Source organism: Caldibacillus thermoamylovorans, from assembly GCF_000751775.1.
In the GTDB taxonomy this organism is placed as follows: domain Bacteria; phylum Bacillota; class Bacilli; order Bacillales; family Caldibacillaceae; genus Caldifermentibacillus; species Caldifermentibacillus hisashii.
This window is the reverse complement of the sequence record NZ_CCRF01000064.1, coordinates 86300-105122: the sequence shown is the minus strand read 5'-3', so window position 1 is coordinate 105122 and position 18823 is coordinate 86300. Positions and strand designations below refer to the sequence as shown.

The following is an 18823-nucleotide window of genomic DNA, read 5'->3' as shown; positions in this document are numbered from 1 at the left end:
AGTACATCGCAAAAAGCTCGTTTTAAGATTTTCTCGCTTTTTCTATATGTTTATGGTACAATGTAAGCCGTATATTTATAAAGTCTGTTTTTGTTTATCTTTGTTGCTAAAAAACTTTAATTAAGCCAAAGTGTCATTCATAAAGGGTCTATCCGGCAAGCGTTTTCCCTTTATAATGACTTTTTTTCATGTATGAATCGATAACGGCAATTCTTAAGGAGAAACATCGATGATTGATGGAAAACTGTTGAGTTATTTATATAAACAAATACCGGAACGAAAGCCTTTCTTTAAAGAGATGGAACAATACGCGCGGAGGCATGCGGTCCCAATCATGGATCTGTATAGTATGGAAACAGTTCTCGTACTTCTTAACATGTTTCGGCCGAAGAAAATTTTGGAGATTGGTACCGCAATCGGCTATTCTGCATTACGGATGGCTGATGCCACCGGAGCGAAAATCGTTACGATTGAACGCGACGATGACCGTTATGAAATGGCAAAAGCCAATATCGCTCTTGAAAATAAAGAGGAACAAATTACCCTTATCAAAGGAGACGCTTTTGAAGTTTTTCATAAGGTGAGTGCGGTTGCTCCTTTTGATTGCCTGTTTATCGACGCGGCAAAAGGCCAGTATCAAAAATTTTTTGAAACGTATACGCCGCTTTTAACTGATCGTTCTCTTGTCATCACTGATAACGTCCTGTTTAAAGGGTATGTTATTGGGAATGAAGGAGAAAATAAACGCTTACATAAACTGGGGGAAAAAATCGACCGTTACAATAATTGGCTCATCCATCACCCGGATTATCAGACGGTTATCTTACCTGTTGGCGATGGAATAGCCATTAGTGTTAAGAAAAGTGCATCATGAGCTAAATTTTTCAGTACATTTTTTGTTCTTCTAAAAATAACCTGACTACGGAGGTGGAAGAGTTGCCTGTACCCGAACTTTTAGTCACACCGACCAACATAAATGATATTCTTCCATTGATTGAAGCCGGTGCAGACGCTTTTGTCATTGGTGAAATGCGTTACGGTTTGCGACTGGCCGGTGAATTTAACAAGGCGGATATAAAAAATGCGGTTGAAATTGCTCATAATCATAAGCGAAAAGTATATGTCGCAATGAATGCGATTTTTCATAATGAAAAAGTGGAAGAGCTCGATTCCTATCTTCAATTTTTGCAAGAAATCGCTGTAGATGCGGTGATTTTCGGCGATCCGGCTGTACTGATGGCTGCGAAACAATCTGCACCAAATATAAGGCTTCATTGGAGTACTGAAACGTTAGGAACGAATTGGTATACATGTAATTATTGGGGACGAAAAGGCGCAAAACGTGCGGTTTTAGCCCGGGAATTGAGCATGGATGAAATTTTGGAAATAAAAGAAAATGCCGAAGTGGAAATAGAGATTCTCGTACATGGAATGAGTTGTATGTTCCAATCCAAACGTCCTTTAATCGACAATTATTTCCAATTTCAAGGGAAACAGATGGAAGTTCGACAATCTGGACAAGGTTATCTGTTTTTGTATGATCCGGAAAGAGACAATAAGTATCCGGTTTTTGAGGATGAAAACGGGACACATATAATGAGTGCCAACGATATTTGCATTATTGATGAATTGCAAGAGTTAGTCGATGCCGGCATTGATTCCTTTAAAATAGACGGTATCTTTCAATCACCGCAATATATCATTGAGGTAACGAAATTGTATCGGAAAGCGATTGATCTTTGTGTTCATGACTCCAATCAATATGAAGAAGAAAAAGATCAACTGTTGGAAAAAATTATTGCCATGCAGCCGCAAAATCGCGGTCTCGATACAGGCTTTTTCTTTAAAGAAACAGTTTATTAAAGGAGGGGAAATATGGTTCAACTCGTCGATAAAATTTCAGAAATACGTAATGGCAAAAGAGTTATCGTAAAGAAACCGGAACTACTTGCTCCGGCTGGTAATTTGGAGAAATTGAAGATCGCTGTTATGTACGGTGCGGATGCTGTATTTATTGGCGGTCAAGAATATAGTCTTCGCTCAAACGCAGATAATTTTACCTTAGAGGAAATAAAAGAAGGCGTATCATTTGCAAAAAAATATAATGCCAAAGTGTATGTTACAACGAATATTATTGCCCATAACGAAAATATCCCCGGCCTGGAAAATTACTTGCGCGGATTGGAAGACGCCGGAGTTAGCGGAATTATCGTTGCAGATCCTTTGATTATTGAAACAGCTAAAAAGGTCGCCCCCGGATTGGAACGTCATTTAAGCACGCAACAATCTTTATCCAATTGGAGAGCAGCCCAATATTGGAAAGAAGAAGGTTTAGAACGGGTTGTGCTGGCGCGGGAGACAACTGCTGCAGAAATTAAGGAAATTAAGGAAAAAGTGGATATTGAGGTTGAAATTTTTGTTCATGGTGCCCTTTGCATTGCTTACTCCGGACGCTGTGTATTAAGCAATCATATGACAGCCCGGGATTCCAATCGTGGCGGTTGTTGTCAAAGTTGCCGCTGGAATTACGAGTTATACCGGCAAGAAGCTGGACAAGAAATTCCGCTATTTTCCGATAATGATGTCCCATTCGCCATGAGTTCAAAGGATTTGAATTTACTGAAATATGTTCCGCAGTTAATTGAAATGGGCATAGACAGCTTTAAAATTGAGGGGCGGATGAAATCTATTCACTATGTGGCAACAGTCGTAAGTGTCTATCGAAAAGTAATTGATGCCTATTGTGCTGACTCGGATCACTTTGAATTTAAAGACGAATGGTTGCAAGAATTAGCGAAATGCGCAAATCGTGATACGGATTACGGGTTTTATAAAGGATTACCCGGTTATCAACAACAATTATTTAATGAATCAAGACAAAAACCGTCACATGATTTTGCCGGAATGGTGTTAGACTATGACGAAGAAACAAAAATGGTCACCGTACAGCAACGGAACTTTTTCAAGATTGGTGATCAAGTGGAATTTTTCGGACCAAATATTGATAACTTCACGATGACTGTGAAAAATTTATATGATGAAGAAGGAAATATGCTTGATGCGGCAAGGCATCCTCTACAAATCGTTCGTTTTCAAGTTGATCAGCCTGTACATCGTTACAACCTAATGCGGAAGGAGAACGTACATGCAGTCTAAACCTATCGTAATAGGAATCGCAGGTGGTTCTGGATCGGGAAAGACAAGTGTAACAAGGGCCATTGTCAAACGGTTTGGTGAAGATTCAATCGCATTAATTGAGCAAGATGCGTATTATAAAGATCAGAGCGATAAACCGTTTCAAGAACGTTTACACACGAATTATGACCATCCGCTTGCGTTTGATACGGATTATTTAATTGAACATATATCGCAATTATTACAATATAAATCAATTGAAAAACCGGTTTACGATTATACAATTCATACCCGTTCCCAAGAAACCATCCATGTTGAACCGAAAAGAGTCATTATTATTGAGGGAATTCTTGTTTTGGAAGATGAACGATTGCGGCAATTAATGGATATTAAATTATTTGTTGATACAGATCCGGATATCCGAATTATCCGGAGGCTGTTGCGTGATACAAAAGAACGAGGGCGAACGGTCGATTCAGTCATTAATCAATACTTGTCAATGGTCAGGCCCATGCATAACCAATTTGTTGAACCGACAAAAAGATATGCGGATATTATTATTCCGGAGGGCGGACAAAATAAAGTAGCGATCGATTTAATAGTGACTAAAATTCAAACAATTCTTGAACAAAAATCTTTTTTATGAAACAATAGGTGTTAAATTATTTTTATAAACGTTTTTCTCTCCAGTAATTGGAATATATATATTAGAAAATAGGTCGATAAAAAGATAAGGAGTGACACAAATGGCACAAGAAAAACAATACCCAATGACGAAAGAAGGAAAGGAGAAAATCGAGCAGGAACTTGAATATTTAAAAACAGTTAAGCGGAAAGAAGTGGTCGAAAGAATTAAAATTGCAAGAGATTTTGGAGATCTATCTGAAAACTCCGAATATGATTCTGCGAAAGATGAGCAAGCGTTTGTTGAAGGACGGATTGCCTTGCTTGAAACGATGATTCGTAATGCTGTCATTATCGAGGGTGATGAGGCTAACAGCGATACAGTGACACTTGGAAAATCAGTTACTTTTATTGAGTTGCCTGATGGAGAAGAAGAAACATATACGATTGTCGGTAGTGCGGAAGCCGATCCGTTTGAAGGGAGAATTTCCAATGACTCACCGATTGCAAAAAGCCTTCTCGGCAAAAAAATCGGTGATGAAGTAACCGTACAAACTCCCGGTGGAGAAATGTACGTCAAAATTGTTGCTGTGAAATAATTGTTGTCTAGACTTGCCAGAGCCGATCCCATCTTTAAAACTCTCCATGTTTCTCCGTGATACATTCGGATTTCATGGAGATAAACAGATGGTAACGGCTCTTTTTATACGTTTATGGATCAAATACCTGCGAACTGCTTTTTAATAAAATTATTGCCCGGTTTCGATGGAAACGGCTCTTTTTATACGTTAGACTCAAAATATCGGTGAACGGCTTTTCAACAAGTTTATTAGCTTTAAATCGGTAGCTACGAAAGCAGTCCCATCCTTTTCTTATGATGAAACCCCGGTTAAATTATGCCTCTTACGTCAACAATGGTAAGGGGTGATTTTCAGTGATTCACAAGCGGTTTATCATAATAGGAACGATTTTTCTCATTTGTTTATCGGTCCTTCTCGGCAGACTGTCACAAATTCAGTTGTTTGAAACAAAAAGTTTTACAGATCGTAATATAAATTTAATCGAGGAAAGTGTAAAACAACGTTCACAGGAAATGGTGATTGATAACGGACGCGGAAAATTTTACGATCGTAACATGGTCCCTTTAACTTATGAAGCTGTTCCATCATTAATTCTGTTTCCGTTTTTAAAAAAAATGGAGTGGGATGTAGAAAAAGTGGCAAGTATCATTGGTGTTCGGGAAAATGAGATTTTACAAGCCCTTGAAGCGGCAGAAGAACCAATCGTCTTTGGTAAACCTGAACCAATCGTTTTAACCGAAACCCAGATGAAGGCAATTAATCAGCTGAAAATTCCGGGCGTATTTGCAGTGAAAAAACAGTATGATCGAAAAATACCACCGGCTGCACAACTGATCGGCCTCGTAGGACAAAATGAAAAGCAAATCAGTCTACGTTATCCGGAGAAAAACATACCTAAAAATACAAATATCGGAATTTCCGGTCTGCAAAAAAGTTTTGATGAGTTTTTATTACAGGAGGAAAACACGAAACTGATTTATCATGTAGATGGTCACGGGGGGCCTCTCTTCGGTATTGATGTCAAATATACGGACCCTTCAAACCCGTTTTATCCGGTTAATGTTCAAACAACCATTGACGGCGAAATTCAAAAAAAGGCAGAAGAAATAGCCGAACGACATAAATTGAAAAAGGGTGGTTTGATCCTTGTTGATATCGATACGAATTCCATTATTGCTTCTGTATCTCGTCCGGAAATGAACGAATCAAATCCCTATGGTAATGATGGCGCGAAAAATTATATGCTGACAGCGCAAATCCCAGGTTCGGTATTTAAAACAGTTATTGCTGCAGCTGCCATTGACGCTCAATTAGTACCGCAAAACCGGACATTTGATTGCAGTCGAACAATTCATGGTGAGATCGATCAACAATTTCAGCACGGAATGATTGATTTTACAAAAAGTTTTGCTGTCAGTTGTAATAACACTTTTGCAACTTTAGCAAAGGAATTAAATGAGATTGACAAGAATATGATTGAAACATATGCAAAAAAACTCGGCCTGACTGAAGAAGTCGGCTGGCAAGGTGATGTTTATCATTTTGACGATTTTAAACAATTGGCAGATGAAGAAAAAGGACAAATATTTTTATCTGATGCGGAACGGAAAGACAGTAAACTGGTTGCTCAAACCGGGATTGGTCAACAAAATGTTCGAATTACTCCGTTGCAAGCTGCCAATATGATGGCTACGATTGCCAGGGGAGGAGAAAAGAAAATGGTACGCGCCGTTTCTTCAATCCGTTATAAAAACGGAACTACCCTGTATCAGTTTCCCGAAAAAAAATTGAAGGGTGATACCTTGGCGCCGTATACTATAAGTAAACTCCAGCAATTATTACGTGAAGTTGTTGTCGATGAAGAAGGAACCGGAAGATATTTAAAAAATTTGCCGTATGAAGTTGCCGGTAAGTCAGGGACAGCTCAAACATATCGGTATAATGAAAATGGTCAGGAATATGTAAACAAGTGGTTTGTCGGCTATTTTCCCTTTGATCAACCCAAATATGCTTTGGCGGTTGTTTATTTGGATGCTTTATCAACAGATGGTTCCGTAACACCGATCTTTCAAGATATGGTAACTTATTTGTCCCACCTTAACGGGCAGTAAGACCCTTTCCTCAATATTTTCGAGTACAAAGAAGATAGCTGGGGGATGAACTGCCCGCATAATTCAACTAAGGAACTGTCCAGATACTCAAAATAGGTTGATTGAAGTGAAGGTGCCCGTGGGAAGCGTCCGCCACCGAAACTATACTTTTAGGACAGCACCAAATTTCACTTTAAAAACGTACGATCATCGATAGTTTTCGATCAATAACTTTAACGTAATAGGAATGTTACAAAATTTTTACTGTACAATTATGTTAACATAGCTACATAATGGAATCGGATCTATTTTTCATCAGATTGGGGGAATATCGATGGCAAATAATAATCCACAATCAAGACAAGGCCGCAGAAAGAAAACGAAGCAACAGAAACAAAACCTGATTTTAAATATTTCTATTGCAATAGTTTTCATATTAATTATCAGTGTCGGTTGGTCGATTATCGCTTCACCTAATAATGCCAAAGAGACTGCAGGAGATACAAATCAATCGACCGAAACAACTATAAAATATAAGACAGCTAACAAACAGAAAGATAGTAAAGAAAAGAGTGAAGAAAAGAAAGCAAAAGAAAACAAAGAAAAAGAAAACAAAGAAGCAAAAGAATCCGAAGAAAAATCTTCAGAGGAGGAAAACGAAACTTCGCCGGATGAAGAAGATGTCATTAAGGTTAATAGCAATGATCCGAATGTTATCGAAGCAAAGATTAACCCAAATTGGAAGCCGGTCGGAACTAGTCAAACCGGAGAGCATATTACTCAATATAATCAAGGAGCAACAGATTGGCAAGAAATGTTAAAGGCAATTAGCTATGCAACGAATGTGGATGTTGGTAATATGACGGTATTGTGGATCGGAAATGGTGGCGAACCTAATAAAAATGCTGTCGGCACCATTTCCACGAAGGATACAGGGCTGATTTATCGAGTTTATCTCGACTGGGTTGATGGAGAAGGCTGGAAACCGACCAAGCTGGAACAACTAAAAGAATTTAAAAAGTAATAGGAGTGTCTTAGGTGAAAATAGCTGTCATCGGAGCAATGGAAGAAGAAGTTATCATATTAAGAAATCAACTGGAAAATAAAAAGACGGAAATAATTGCAAACAGTGAGTTTAGTTCCGGAACATACGGAGGCAAAGATGTTGTTTTGTTAAAATCAGGAATCGGTAAAGTGAACGCTGCTATGTCGACAACGATTTTAATTGAACGTTATCATCCTGATTTGATTATTAACACCGGGTCTGCTGGAGGATTAAATCCGGAATTAAATGTAGGGGATCTTGTTATTTCCGATGATGTTTGTCATCATGATGTTGATGCAACGGTTTTTGGCTATGCTTATGGCCAAGTTCCCCAAATGCCCGCCGCCTACCAAGCGGATGAACGACTAATTCAGGTCGCAGAAGAAGCGGCCAGAAGTCTTGAAGGAATTCAAGTAAAAAAAGGACGGATTGCTTCCGGGGATTCATTTATGAGCGATCCGGACCGTGTTCAAATGGTTGCTGAAAAATTTCCGGGACTGCAAGCGGTGGAAATGGAAGCGGCAGCGATTGCTCAAGTCGCATACCAGTACGGACTCCCGTTTGTCATCATTCGGGCATTATCTGATATTGCCGGGAAGGAATCGGATTTATCATTTGAACAATTTTTACAAACTGCCGCACTGAACTCTGCTAATCTTGTTATCGAGATCATTCGAAAATTGTAAACGATAAGGGGCTGACGTCATCAAATTTGTAGCGGTGATGTCAGCTTTTTTTTGAATATAGAAACCAACATAGCAGCCAAAATCATGCCGCCACCAACACGATGAAGGTGTATAGATAAAATATATGGGATCGTTCACAGCGAAAGGAGTGGGCTTCATGCAAAGGATTTTGATTATTGAGGATGACCCTAAAATTGCTGAGCATCTGCAAGCATACATACAAAAATACGGCTTTGCGTCATCTATCGTGGACGATTTTGATCATGTGATGGAGCATTTTCAAAAGTATAAACCGGATCTTTTTTTTTACTGGATATTAATTTACCCAGCTATGATGGCTATTACTGGTGTCGCCAAATACGCAAACAATCAATTTGTCCTGTTATTTTCATCTCGGCACGGGTTGGGGAAATGGATCAGGTAATGGCGTTAGAAAATGGAGGCGACGATTTTATTACAAAACCGTTTCACCCGGAAATTGTCATCGCAAAAATTCGCAGTCAGCTTCGTCGAGCATATGGAGAATACGCTGTTCAGGTTGAGGAACGTGTGTTGGAACTAGAAGGGTTACAGCTTTATCCGGAGAGGCTGAAATTAACGGTTAAAGATAAAGCAGTACCCCTTTCTAAAAGGGAAGCTGATCTTATTGAAAGTTTAATTGAGAGATATCCCCGTGTAGCCGGACGCGAAGATTTACTTGAAAAATTATGGGATGACCAAATGTATGTTGATGAAAATACTTTGAATGTGAACATTACCCGAGTCCGTAAAAAATTTGAAGCTGTCGGTATGAAAGGCGCCGTTGAAACAGTTAGAGGAGTAGGATATCGCTTAAATATTTCCCGAATCAAGGGTGAAGGGCAATGAAACTATTTTTAAAAGAACATGCTCTATTAATTTTCGTGCAAATCATTCAATTTTTTGTCATATTGGCGATTTATTTTTTAGATGGCTACCATCATTTGTTACCGGCACTGTATGCAGTGTTCCTCGGGCTTTTTTTTCTTGTAGGATATTTAATTTATCATTATTATAGCCGCCGACTCTTTTACAAACGCCTTACAAGCAGTTTGGAGTCCTTGGATCAATCTTTGCAAAAAACAGAACAAACTCCTATTTCTGAGGCACTTGATCAATTATTAAAGAATCAATACAAGCATTACCAGGAACAAATAAAAAAATTAACGTCGCGACAAGATGAGCATTTAAAGTTTATGAATCAGTGGGTCCATCAAATGAAAACGCCATTGTCCGTCATTGAACTAATTGCCCAAAACCTGGATGAGCCGGATTCCTCGAATATTCGTGAAGAAACCGACCGAATAAAGACCGGATTGAATACAATTCTTTATATGGCAAGACTTCGGACCATTGAACAAGATTTTCATATAAAACCTGTTGAATTAGGAAAGCTTATAAATGAAGTGAATCATGAAAATAAACGCTTTTATATTAGAAATCAGGTTTATCCTCATTTTACACAAGGGAAGAAAGGGATCACCGTTGAAACCGATGAAAAATGGTTATTCTTCATGGTTTCTCAGCTTATTCATAATGCAGTGAAATATTCGAAGGGAAAAAGCAAAACCATCATGATTTCTATTTATGAAAGAGCTGGAGAAGCAGTACTAGAGGTAAAAGATTATGGCGTAGGTATACCTGAGACGGACAAGCGTCGTGTGTTTGAACCGTTTTATACGGGAGAAAATGGTCGGAAATTTAGAGAATCAACAGGAATGGGACTATATTTAACGAAGGAGGCCGCCGAGTACCTTGGTCACCGTATCGAACTCGACTCAAAGGTTGGAGAAGGCTCGACATTTCGAATTATTTTTAGTGTGACCCAAAACCTTACAACCGTGTAAGGAAACTGAAAGAAAAATCGATTTTTTGAAAGATGAAAAGCAGGTATACTAATCACAAGTTAAGGGATTTAAATTGAAAGGAGAACTTGTGATGCTGGATGTCAAACAAGTAAGTAAAATTTATGAAGGGAATATTGCCTATCGTGCTTTAACAGATATCAATTTAAAAATAGATGAAGGGGAATTTGTTGGCATTATGGGTCCATCCGGAAGTTTCCTTTACTTCCGCTTGTATATGGATCTAGATGAAGATAAGCAAAAATTCTCATCGATTGCCAAAATGGGTCTAACAGTGAAGGAGCTAAAGAAGGTCTTAACCAGACAAACAGCTATTCTCTTTTTCGCTCCCATCATCGTTGCCCTTATTCATGGAGCGGTTGCGTTAACGGCATTATCCAATCTATTTGAGTTTAATATATTTAAGGAATCCGTAATGGTATTAGGTGTATTCTTGATTATTCAAATAATCTACTTTTTCATTGTCCGCTTTTTCTATACAAAGCAGATTCAGGCTGTTATTTAAATAATACTGGGCACATAGGATATTAAGGTTATCCTGTGTGCTTTTTTTTGCAAAGACATCAGAAAAGGCGGTGAGTAACATACTTGACTCAAAACATCCCTGCAACTATTCAATTAGAAAATCAACATTAAGTTAACGAAAGTTTATTAAATATAAAATTTACATAAACCTCTTTATTAATCAAAGTCTGTTCCTCTGATGTTTATATTTTGACGCAAAGTTCAATAGATTTTCCCCCAAGTTTTCCTATATTTTCAACAATACAATTTCTATTTTTCATGTTAATCTATTAACATAAAATAGATTAGTAGGTGAGAAAATGAACAAGGTGGAACAACTGACAAGTAAGTTGCAAGATTATAAAAATTATTCTGTTGTGTTGACGGCCATCAGTACATTTTTATATATCGGCTTATTTTTAAAAGGCGGACAACTGTCAAACACAAATCAATATATCGTCATTGCCGCAATGACAATAAGTCTTATTTCTGCATTACTCTTCTTCGGTATGGCGTTAGCATGTAAAAAGAAATTAAATGATACAGATGATGATTAACCTTTTCCTCCCCGCTTTTGCTTAACGTGGGGAATCCTTTCCTTTTATCCCACCTTAAGATTTTTGAGTTTACAAAAAAGATAGGTGGGGGATGAAGAAAACCCCACTGAAGGAAGTTTCATTGGGTGGTTTGGTTTTTGCAAAGACTGCAATTTAAAAAATCGGAATATCAAGTAATTTAGCGGGACATACACTTTTTTGGGATTTCCAACATAGGTATAACTTATAGGCATTGGAAATTTCATTGGAGGTGGATACATGTCAGGAATTTTTTCTGCACTGGCCGTCCTGTTTAAAGAACTGGTGTTTTTTGTCTCATATGTGAAAAATAATGCCTTTCCGCAACCTTTATCACCTGCCCAAGAACGGAAATATTTAAAATTGATGGCAGAGGGGGATATGGAAGCAAGAAATATTTTGATCGAACATAATTTAAGGCTTGTCGCTCATATAGTAAAAAAATTTGAGAATACCGGCGAGGATCAAGAGGATCTCATCTCGATCGGTACAATCGGTCTAATCAAAGCGATTGAAAGCTTCTCAGAAGGAAAAGGAACGAAATTAGCTACATATGCAGCCAGATGCATTGAAAACGAAATACTCATGCACTTAAGGGCGTTAAAAAAGACAAAAAAGGACGTCTCTTTACATGATCCAATCGGCCGGGATAAAGAAGGGAATGAAATTAGTTTAATTGATGTATTGAAATCCGATTCCGAAGATGTTATTGATACCATTCAGTTGAATATGGAATTAGAAAAGGTAAAGGAATATATCAGCATTCTTGATGAGCGCGAAAAAGAAGTGATTATCGGCCGATTTGGGCTTGGTATGGAAAAGGAAAAAACGCAAAGAGAGTTAGCAAAAGACTTGGGGATTTCGCGCAGTTATGTTTCCCGAATTGAAAAACGTGCTTTAATGAAAATGTTTCATGAGTTTTACCGGGCAGAAAAGGAAAAAAGGCAATCCTAAGCTGTTGCCGCCTGAAATTAAAACAGGAATGAAAAAATAAGGGCTGCCATCGATTGAATTTCTTCCGGAAAAAGGATGCGGAAGAAAACATTCGATGAACGGTCCTTTTTGTACGTTTTTATAAATTTCCAGCAAAGATGTAAATTCTATGTAGCGGGAAATTTTAAGTTTCAAATTTAAGTACTTAAGAAAAGCTACGAAGCGATACTCCGCAGCCAAAATTTTTTTGACGAACAACACATTGTGATTCGGTTAAACGATCAAATCAAAAAGTTTCGGAATCATATTTTTTTACCTTTAACGTACTTATCATTAAAAAAGAAAGAATGATCATTAAATATAAATAAATTATGGCCGGGATAAATTGGATGCCAAGATAGCTGAATGTCAGAATACATCCGGCAGCCGTAATTGGCAACCCACTAAAATAACAGTTATTTTCGGTAATATTAAATCTGGCAAGTCGAAATGCCCCGCAACCGATGAAAAAGACGGTGATAAAAATTCCCGCGCTGGAAAAATAATGAATAATTCCTTGATATAATAAAAGTGCGGGTGCAACGCCAAATGATATAATATCACTCATGGAGTCTAATTGTTTACCAAGCTCAGATTCTATTTTTAGCTTACGAGCAACCATTCCGTCAAATCGGTCCAGTAGGGCAGCCGAAAAAATCAAGAATAAACTATAATTAAGTTCACCTTGTATTGTAAAAATAATCGAGAAACCGCCTAAAAATAAATTACTTAGAGTCATCATATTGGCCAATTGTGATTTAATCTTCTTCAGAGTGACATCAATGATTTGAAATTTAAAAAACAAGTAAATCCATCCTCTCTAAAAATTATATTGGTAGAGATTCTTTTCTATATTATTATATTTTATGAAAGATGTTTAGGAAAGCGAATCGTTTGGGAGGTATTCCATGCGAAAAATTATTTATCAAAAATGTATTGAATTGACCAATCGGGCCTGGTTATCCAACTTGATCCGACAATTTACCAGGTCTAAAATTAGTAAAATCATCATCCCTTTCTTTGTCAAGATTTATAAAATTGATATGAGTGAGTTCGAATATCCTTACAATGAATATACGACATTACATGAGCTTTTTATTCGTAAATTAAAAAAAGGGACAAGATTGATTGATTCAAATATAAATACGGTCATAAGTCCGGTTGATGCTACTATTGAGTCGGCAGGTTCAATTGAGCCGTCAACGGATATTAAAGTTAAGGGGAAGATGTATTCCTTGAAGGAAATGCTCGGCAACGATGAAAAAGCAGTACAATACCGAGACGGATATTTTATTGTTTTATATTTAAGTCCAAAACATTACCATCGCATACATAGTCCGGTTAATGGAAAAGTAATCAGTCGCTGGGAGTTAGGGGATTGTTCGTATCCTGTTAACCGTTTGGGGCTTGAATATGGAAAAAACCCTTTGGCAAAAAATTACCGCTCCATTTCAGAGATTAATCACAAAACCGGAAAAATGGCCCTTGTGAAAGTCGGAGCGATGTTTGTAAATTCCATTGAATATACGAATGGCAGTATGAATCTAAAGAAAGGAGAAGAGATTGCATATTTTTCATTCGGCTCCACTGTCGTCCTTTTATTTGAAAAGGATACATTTCTAATTGATGAGAGGATATCGGTTCCACATCCGGTAAAAATGGGAGAGGTAATTGGACATTTAGTTAAAAAATAAGGTTCCTCACTATTATACACAAGCAGTGAGGAACAATATGATCAGGAAATTTACATAGGATGGATTTCACTTTGAATTTACGAGCTGCCTAAAGACTTGGACGTCTGAGTTTTCTTTATTTTATTCAAAAGTGATCGACGCTCCATTTCTTTCTCAATGAGGTGGATGAACTCGGGTGAAAGTTGAAGTTCCAGTGCTTTATAATATGATTCGATTAAAAGTTGATCAGATAAATTTTCCATTTTTTCGGTATTCACCGTTCACCTCCAAAATTCATATAATCGGGGAAATCATCATATACTAAAAGATTGGACTTTCATAAAAGTTAATACAACTTTATCAAAAATTTTATTAGAGAACAAGCGTTCCAGTTATCCACATTCAAAGTGGATAAGCTGTGATTAACTTGTTAATAAAACTTTAAAATATAAGAATTGACAAGCTGAAAAATGTGTATAAACTTATCCACAGCTGTTGACAAAAGTAGAAATATGTCGAAATATTTTTTTAAATTGTCAAATAATAATGAAACTTGTCGAATAGAGGGATAGCGGTTTTTCCAATAAAAAATATATCTTAACTTGCAAAAAAACCGTAAAGAAAATATGATTAGTAATATGTTTAATCCTTTTGTTGTAACTGTGGTAACTGGATAGAGATAAACGGAGTCATATGAGGTGTCGACAATGTTAAAACGGTTTTTACCAAATGAGTATGTTCAATCAATTTTTGAAATCACTCCCCAATTTTTAAAAGAAAGGAATATTCACGGGATTATTACCGACCTGGATAATACGTTAGTTGAGTGGGATCGTCCGTTGGCAACGCCGGAACTTACGGCTTGGTTCAAAGAAATGCGCGACAATGGGATACAAATTGTTATCCTTTCCAATAATAATGAAAAACGGGTACATAAATTTGCTACACCTTTAGGCATCCCTTATATATATAAGGCACAAAAACCACTGGGTAAAGCTTTCCGGAAGGCACTTGCAATCATGAAGTTGCCGAAAGAACAAACGGTCATGATTGGCGATCAATTATTGACAGATATTTTTGGCGGAAATTTGTCCGGTTTCTTTACAATCCTTGTTGTTCCTGTTACAGAAACAGATGGACTGGCAACAAGACTTAATCGAATGATTGAAAGAAGAATATTAAATTGGTTTAATAAAAAAGGCTTACTGCAATGGGAGGGCACAAAAGGTGGAGAATAGGCTGATTTGTATCGGATGCGGGGCGGCTATTCAATCAGAAGACCCGTCGCAACCCGGGTACGTACCTGCTTCATCCATGGAAAAGGAACAGGTCATATGCCGTCGCTGCTTCCGATTAAAGCACTATAATGAAGTACAAGATGTCGCATTGACCGATGATGATTTTTTGAAAATATTAAATGGTATCGGAAATACGACCGGACTAATTGTTATGATTGTCGATATTTTTGATTTTAACGGCAGCTGGCTCCCGGGGATTCACCGCTTTACAGGCGGAAATGATGTGCTTCTGGTCGGCAATAAAGTAGATTTGCTGCCAAAATCGGTCAATCATAACCGGCTGAAAAATTGGCTGCAACAACAAGCGAAAAGCTTAGGATTAAAACCAATTGACGTGGCCTTGGTCAGTGCGGAAAAAGGATTATATATAAAAGAAGTCATGGAATTAATCGAGCAATATCGGAACGGAAATGATGTGTATGTGATCGGTTGTACCAATGTCGGCAAATCGACCTTTATCAATCGAATCATCCGTGAAGGGACCGGAGAAGAAAACATAATTACAACATCTTATTTTCCCGGCACAACTTTGGATATGATTGAAATCCCACTTGATGACGGCAAATCGATTTTTGATACACCGGGAATCATTAATCATCATCAAATGGCACATTTTGTTCATAAGAAAGATTTAAAGCTGATTACCCCGAAAAAGGAAATTAAACCAAAAGTGTATCAATTAAATGAGAAACAAACACTATTTTTCGGCGGGCTGGCACGATTTGATTTTATAAAAGGCGAACGGTCTTCTTTTGTATGTTATTTATCGAATGAGTTACAAATTCATCGGACAAAATTAGAGAAAGCTGATGAGTTATATGAAAATCATAAAGGGGAATTATTAAGTCCGCCGCGAAAAGAAGATTTAACAAATTTTCCGGAATTCGTTCGTCGGGAGTTTTCCGTTAAAAAAGGAAAGACGGATATTGTGTTTTCCGGCCTCGGTTGGGTAATGGTTCCGGACGGTGGAGTTGTTGTCGCCGCCTATGTTCCAAAAGGTGCCGAAGTATATGTACGTGATTCGTTAATTTAATTTATATGACGTTCATAAGGAGTAGGATTTATATGTTAACTGGAAAGCAGAAACGATTTTTACGGTCAAAAGCTCATCATCTCGTACCGATTTTCCAAGTCGGTAAAGGTGGCGTGAATGACAATATGATTAGACAAATAGCAGATGCTCTGGAAGCACGGGAGTTACTCAAGATAAGCGTATTGCAAAATTGTGAGGAAGATAAAGAGACGGTGGCTGAAAAATTATCACGCGGGGCAGATGCAGAACTTGTACAAATAATCGGCAACACAATTGTTCTTTATAAAGAATCAAGGGAAAATAAACAGTTGATTTTACCGCAATAAGAGGATGATGGCATGAAGAAAAAGATAGGAATTCTTGGCGGAACCTTTGATCCTCCACATATCGGTCATTTGATTATTGCCGATCAAATCCTGAACTTATATAAACTGGATGAGATTCGATTTATGCCGAATTATCTTCCGCCCCATAAAGAAAAGCTTTCAAACACAACGATTCAAGACCGGTTACGAATGTTGGAACTTTCGATTAAGGAACATGACCGGTTTAAAATTGAAACAATTGAGTTAAAACGGAAAGAAAAATCATATACTTACAATACGATGGTTTTATTAAAACAATTAGAGCCGGATCATGAATTTTTTTTCATTATCGGCGGCGATATGATTGATTATTTACCGAAATGGTATAAAATAGAAGAATTGATGGAACTTGTTCAATTTATTGGCGTCGAGCGACCGATGTCCAAAGGAGAAACGACTTATCCGATTCAATTTATCGATATTCCGTCAATCTATATTTCTTCGTCAATGATTAGGGAAAAAATTGCCAATGGCCAATCGGTGAAATATTTATTACCGGAACATGTGATTTCCTATATTGAGGAGCATAAATTATATGGAACGAAATGAAGCAATAGCGATTATTAAAGAACATTTACCGGAAAAACGATTTATTCATACTTTAGGTGTTATGGAAACAGCAATTCAATTGGCAAAAACATATCATTGTGATGAGAAACAAGCCGAACTTGCCGCAATCTTCCATGATTATGCAAAATATCGACCGGCGGAAGAAATGAAACAAATTATCATTAAAGAAGGTATGCCCAAGGAGTTATTAGCATTTAACACGGAAATTTGGCACGGTCCAGTTGGCGCTGTTTTGATAAAAAATGAGATTGGAATTGATGACGAAGATATTTTGAATGCGATTCGTTATCATACGACCGGGAGACCGGGGATGACAACACTTGAGAAGGTCATTTTTTTGGCCGATTATATTGAGCCAGGCAGAAGTTTTCCCGGTGTAGAGGAAGTAAGGGAATTGGCCAAGACCGATTTGGATGGTGCCGTTTTTCGTTCTTTGCAAAATACCATTATTTTTTTAGCTAAGAAAGGTTTTGCTATTTATAAAGACACTTTAGATACGTATAACAGTTTTTTACTAAAAGGAGGCATTAATCCATCGTATGACAAATCGTGAGTTATTATTGACGGCAGTCAAAGCAGCTGATGATAAAAAAGCGGAAAATATTGTTGTATTGAATATGAAAGGAATTTCCTTGATTGCCGATTACTTTGTTATTTGTCACGCTAATTCTGACAAGCAAGTCCAAGCCATTGTTAAAGAAATTAAAGATCAAGTTGATGAAAAAGGCTTCCCTGTCAAACGTTTGGAAGGATTTGAACAAGCAAGATGGGTCTTGGTCGATCTAGGGGATGTGGTCGTTCATGTTTTTCATCGGGACGAAAGAAACTATTACAGCCTTGAACGTTTATGGGGAGATGCCCCGCAAGAAGATGTAATGAGTGAACTTTCACAATGAACTATAAACATTTTTCCCTGCTTTATGATCAACTGATGGATGAGGCACCGTATGATCAGTGGATGGAATTTCTCACAACACAAGTAAATAACCATTTTCCTGAGGCAAAAAAAGTATTAGATCTCGCCTGTGGAACGGGGGAAATGTCAATCCGGCTTTTTGAAAGAGGCTTTGACGTTGTCGGGGTTGATTTGTCCGAAGAAATGTTATCCATCGCATATCAGAAAGCAGTGGATAAAGGTTATCGTATTCCGTTTTTTCGCCAAAATATGACCGAGCTTACCGAGTTTTCCTATTTTGATATCGTTATTATTTTTTGTGACTCGTTGAACTATTTACAAACAGAACAGGATGTCGCAAATACATTTACATCTGTTTTCCAATGTTTGAATCACGGGGGATTGCTGTTATTTGATGTTCATTCTCCTTATAAAATGGAGAATGTCTATGCCGGGGCTACATTTGCGTATAACGGGGACGATATTTCTTATATTTGGAACAGCTATGCCGGTGAGTACCCGTTATCGGTTGAACATGAATTGACGTTTTTTGTTTTTGATGAACAGAGCGGAAAATATGATCGATATGATGAATTACATAAGCAACGCACGTATCCTAAAAGTCAGTATGAAAACTGGTTAAAAGCAGCCGGTTTTCAAATTTTGTCAATAACCGGAGATTTTACGAATGAACCTGTTTCCGAGACAACGGAAAGAATCTTTTTTACGGTAAAAAAACCGTAATCGTCAATCACAAGGTTATCAATGGACGAATCATAAGTCTGTTGATAACCTTGTTGTTTTATGACGGTATACGGATCGCTTTCGATCATAATAAAAGTTTGTCTTTCGATAACCTTGTTGTGTTATGACCCGCTAACCAGCGTCGCACAA

The 18823-nt window shown here is 37.6% G+C and carries 21 protein-coding genes and 2 pseudogenes; 21 read left to right on the top strand and 2 right to left on the bottom strand.

The window, feature by feature from the left end:
- Positions 1-229: 229 nt before the first annotated feature.
- The 13 genes and pseudogenes from BT1A1_RS11235 to sigK all read left to right on the top strand — a co-directional run bounded on the left by BT1A1_RS11235 (position 230) and on the right by sigK (position 12077).
- Entirely contained in the window at positions 230-874 is a 645-nt protein-coding gene (locus tag BT1A1_RS11235; RefSeq protein WP_034771245.1) for an O-methyltransferase, read from the top strand.
- Between the two features lie 62 nt (positions 875-936).
- On the top strand, positions 937-1863 hold the full coding sequence (locus BT1A1_RS11230; protein WP_034771244.1) for a peptidase U32 family protein: 927 nt from the start codon (positions 937-939) through the stop codon (positions 1861-1863).
- A 12-nt stretch (positions 1864-1875) separates the two neighbouring features.
- Positions 1876-3156 (top strand): peptidase U32 family protein, encoded by a 1281-nt coding sequence (locus BT1A1_RS11225; protein WP_034771243.1) that lies wholly within the window; start codon positions 1876-1878, stop codon positions 3154-3156.
- Entirely contained in the window at positions 3146-3781 is a 636-nt protein-coding gene (udk, locus tag BT1A1_RS11220; RefSeq protein ID WP_034771242.1) for a uridine kinase, read from the top strand. The genes BT1A1_RS11225 and udk overlap by 11 nt, the downstream gene beginning before the upstream one ends.
- Before the next feature lie 100 nt (positions 3782-3881).
- Positions 3882-4358: a transcription elongation factor GreA gene (gene greA / locus BT1A1_RS11215; protein WP_034771240.1), complete on the top strand. Its 477-nt coding sequence runs from the start codon at positions 3882-3884 to the stop codon at positions 4356-4358.
- Positions 4359-4693: 335 nt separating this feature from the next.
- Positions 4694-6451 carry a peptidoglycan D,D-transpeptidase FtsI family protein gene (locus BT1A1_RS11210; protein WP_051989107.1) on the top strand — a complete coding sequence of 586 codons (1758 nt, stop codon included), beginning with the start codon at positions 4694-4696 and terminating at the stop codon, positions 6449-6451.
- 313 nt (positions 6452-6764) lie between these two features.
- Positions 6765-7454: a YrrS family protein gene (locus BT1A1_RS11205; RefSeq protein WP_034771238.1), complete on the top strand. Its 690-nt coding sequence runs from the start codon at positions 6765-6767 to the stop codon at positions 7452-7454.
- Between the two features lie 14 nt (positions 7455-7468).
- Positions 7469-8161 (top strand): 5'-methylthioadenosine/S-adenosylhomocysteine nucleosidase, encoded by a 693-nt coding sequence (mtnN, locus tag BT1A1_RS11200; RefSeq protein ID WP_034771237.1) that lies wholly within the window; start codon positions 7469-7471, stop codon positions 8159-8161.
- A 157-nt stretch (positions 8162-8318) separates the two neighbouring features.
- A pseudogene (locus tag BT1A1_RS11195) lies at positions 8319-9028 on the top strand (response regulator transcription factor).
- Complete coding sequence (locus BT1A1_RS11190; protein ID WP_034771236.1) at positions 9025-10026, top strand: sensor histidine kinase; 1002 nt, start codon at positions 9025-9027, stop codon at positions 10024-10026. Before BT1A1_RS11195 ends, BT1A1_RS11190 begins: the two are co-directional and overlap by 4 nt.
- A 178-nt stretch (positions 10027-10204) precedes the next feature.
- A pseudogene (locus BT1A1_RS11185) lies at positions 10205-10549 on the top strand (ABC transporter permease); the annotation flags it as partial.
- A 319-nt stretch (positions 10550-10868) separates the two neighbouring features.
- Complete coding sequence (locus BT1A1_RS11180) at positions 10869-11105, top strand: YrhC family protein (RefSeq protein ID WP_034771233.1); 237 nt, start codon at positions 10869-10871, stop codon at positions 11103-11105.
- A gap of 258 nt (positions 11106-11363) precedes the next feature.
- Positions 11364-12077, top strand: a complete 714-nt coding sequence (gene sigK / locus BT1A1_RS11175; RefSeq protein ID WP_034771231.1) for an RNA polymerase sporulation sigma factor SigK — start codon at positions 11364-11366, stop codon at positions 12075-12077.
- A gap of 265 nt (positions 12078-12342) precedes the next feature.
- Here sigK and pssA read toward each other — a convergent pair whose 3' ends face one another.
- Positions 12343-12837 (bottom strand): CDP-diacylglycerol--serine O-phosphatidyltransferase, encoded by a 495-nt coding sequence (gene pssA / locus BT1A1_RS11170; RefSeq protein ID WP_051989110.1) that lies wholly within the window; start codon positions 12835-12837, stop codon positions 12343-12345.
- Positions 12838-13003: 166 nt separating this feature from the next.
- Here pssA and BT1A1_RS11165 point away from each other — a divergent pair, with 166 nt between their 5' ends.
- Positions 13004-13789, top strand: coding sequence for a phosphatidylserine decarboxylase (locus BT1A1_RS11165; protein ID WP_034771229.1), 786 nt, complete (start codon positions 13004-13006; stop codon positions 13787-13789).
- A gap of 77 nt (positions 13790-13866) precedes the next feature.
- Here the strand turns inward: BT1A1_RS11165 and BT1A1_RS11160 are convergent, their stop codons facing one another.
- Complete coding sequence (locus BT1A1_RS11160; RefSeq protein ID WP_034771264.1) at positions 13867-14031, bottom strand: sporulation histidine kinase inhibitor Sda; 165 nt, start codon at positions 14029-14031, stop codon at positions 13867-13869.
- A 444-nt stretch (positions 14032-14475) separates the two neighbouring features.
- Here BT1A1_RS11160 and BT1A1_RS11155 point away from each other — a divergent pair, with 444 nt between their 5' ends.
- The 7 genes from BT1A1_RS11155 to BT1A1_RS11125 are packed head-to-tail and all read left to right on the top strand — an operon-like array spanning position 14476 to position 18673.
- Complete coding sequence (locus tag BT1A1_RS11155; protein WP_034771228.1) at positions 14476-15006, top strand: YqeG family HAD IIIA-type phosphatase; 531 nt, start codon at positions 14476-14478, stop codon at positions 15004-15006.
- Positions 14996-16099, top strand: a complete 1104-nt coding sequence (gene yqeH, locus BT1A1_RS11150) for a ribosome biogenesis GTPase YqeH (RefSeq protein WP_034771225.1) — start codon at positions 14996-14998, stop codon at positions 16097-16099. Before BT1A1_RS11155 ends, yqeH begins: the two co-directional genes overlap by 11 nt.
- A 32-nt stretch (positions 16100-16131) precedes the next feature.
- Complete coding sequence (gene yhbY / locus BT1A1_RS11145; RefSeq protein ID WP_034771222.1) at positions 16132-16425, top strand: ribosome assembly RNA-binding protein YhbY; 294 nt, start codon at positions 16132-16134, stop codon at positions 16423-16425.
- 12 nt (positions 16426-16437) lie between these two features.
- The gene (locus BT1A1_RS11140; RefSeq protein ID WP_034771209.1) at positions 16438-17013 is read left to right on the top strand and encodes a nicotinate-nucleotide adenylyltransferase; all 576 of its coding nucleotides are present in this window, start codon (positions 16438-16440) and stop codon (positions 17011-17013) included.
- Complete coding sequence (yqeK, locus tag BT1A1_RS11135; protein ID WP_034771207.1) at positions 17000-17587, top strand: bis(5'-nucleosyl)-tetraphosphatase (symmetrical) YqeK; 588 nt, start codon at positions 17000-17002, stop codon at positions 17585-17587. Before BT1A1_RS11140 ends, yqeK begins: the two co-directional genes overlap by 14 nt.
- Complete coding sequence (rsfS, locus tag BT1A1_RS11130) at positions 17574-17930, top strand: ribosome silencing factor (RefSeq protein WP_034771205.1); 357 nt, start codon at positions 17574-17576, stop codon at positions 17928-17930. The genes yqeK and rsfS overlap by 14 nt, the downstream gene beginning before the upstream one ends.
- Positions 17927-18673 (top strand): class I SAM-dependent DNA methyltransferase, encoded by a 747-nt coding sequence (locus tag BT1A1_RS11125; RefSeq protein WP_034771202.1) that lies wholly within the window; start codon positions 17927-17929, stop codon positions 18671-18673. The genes rsfS and BT1A1_RS11125 overlap by 4 nt, the downstream gene beginning before the upstream one ends.
- Positions 18674-18823: the final 150 nt, after the last annotated feature.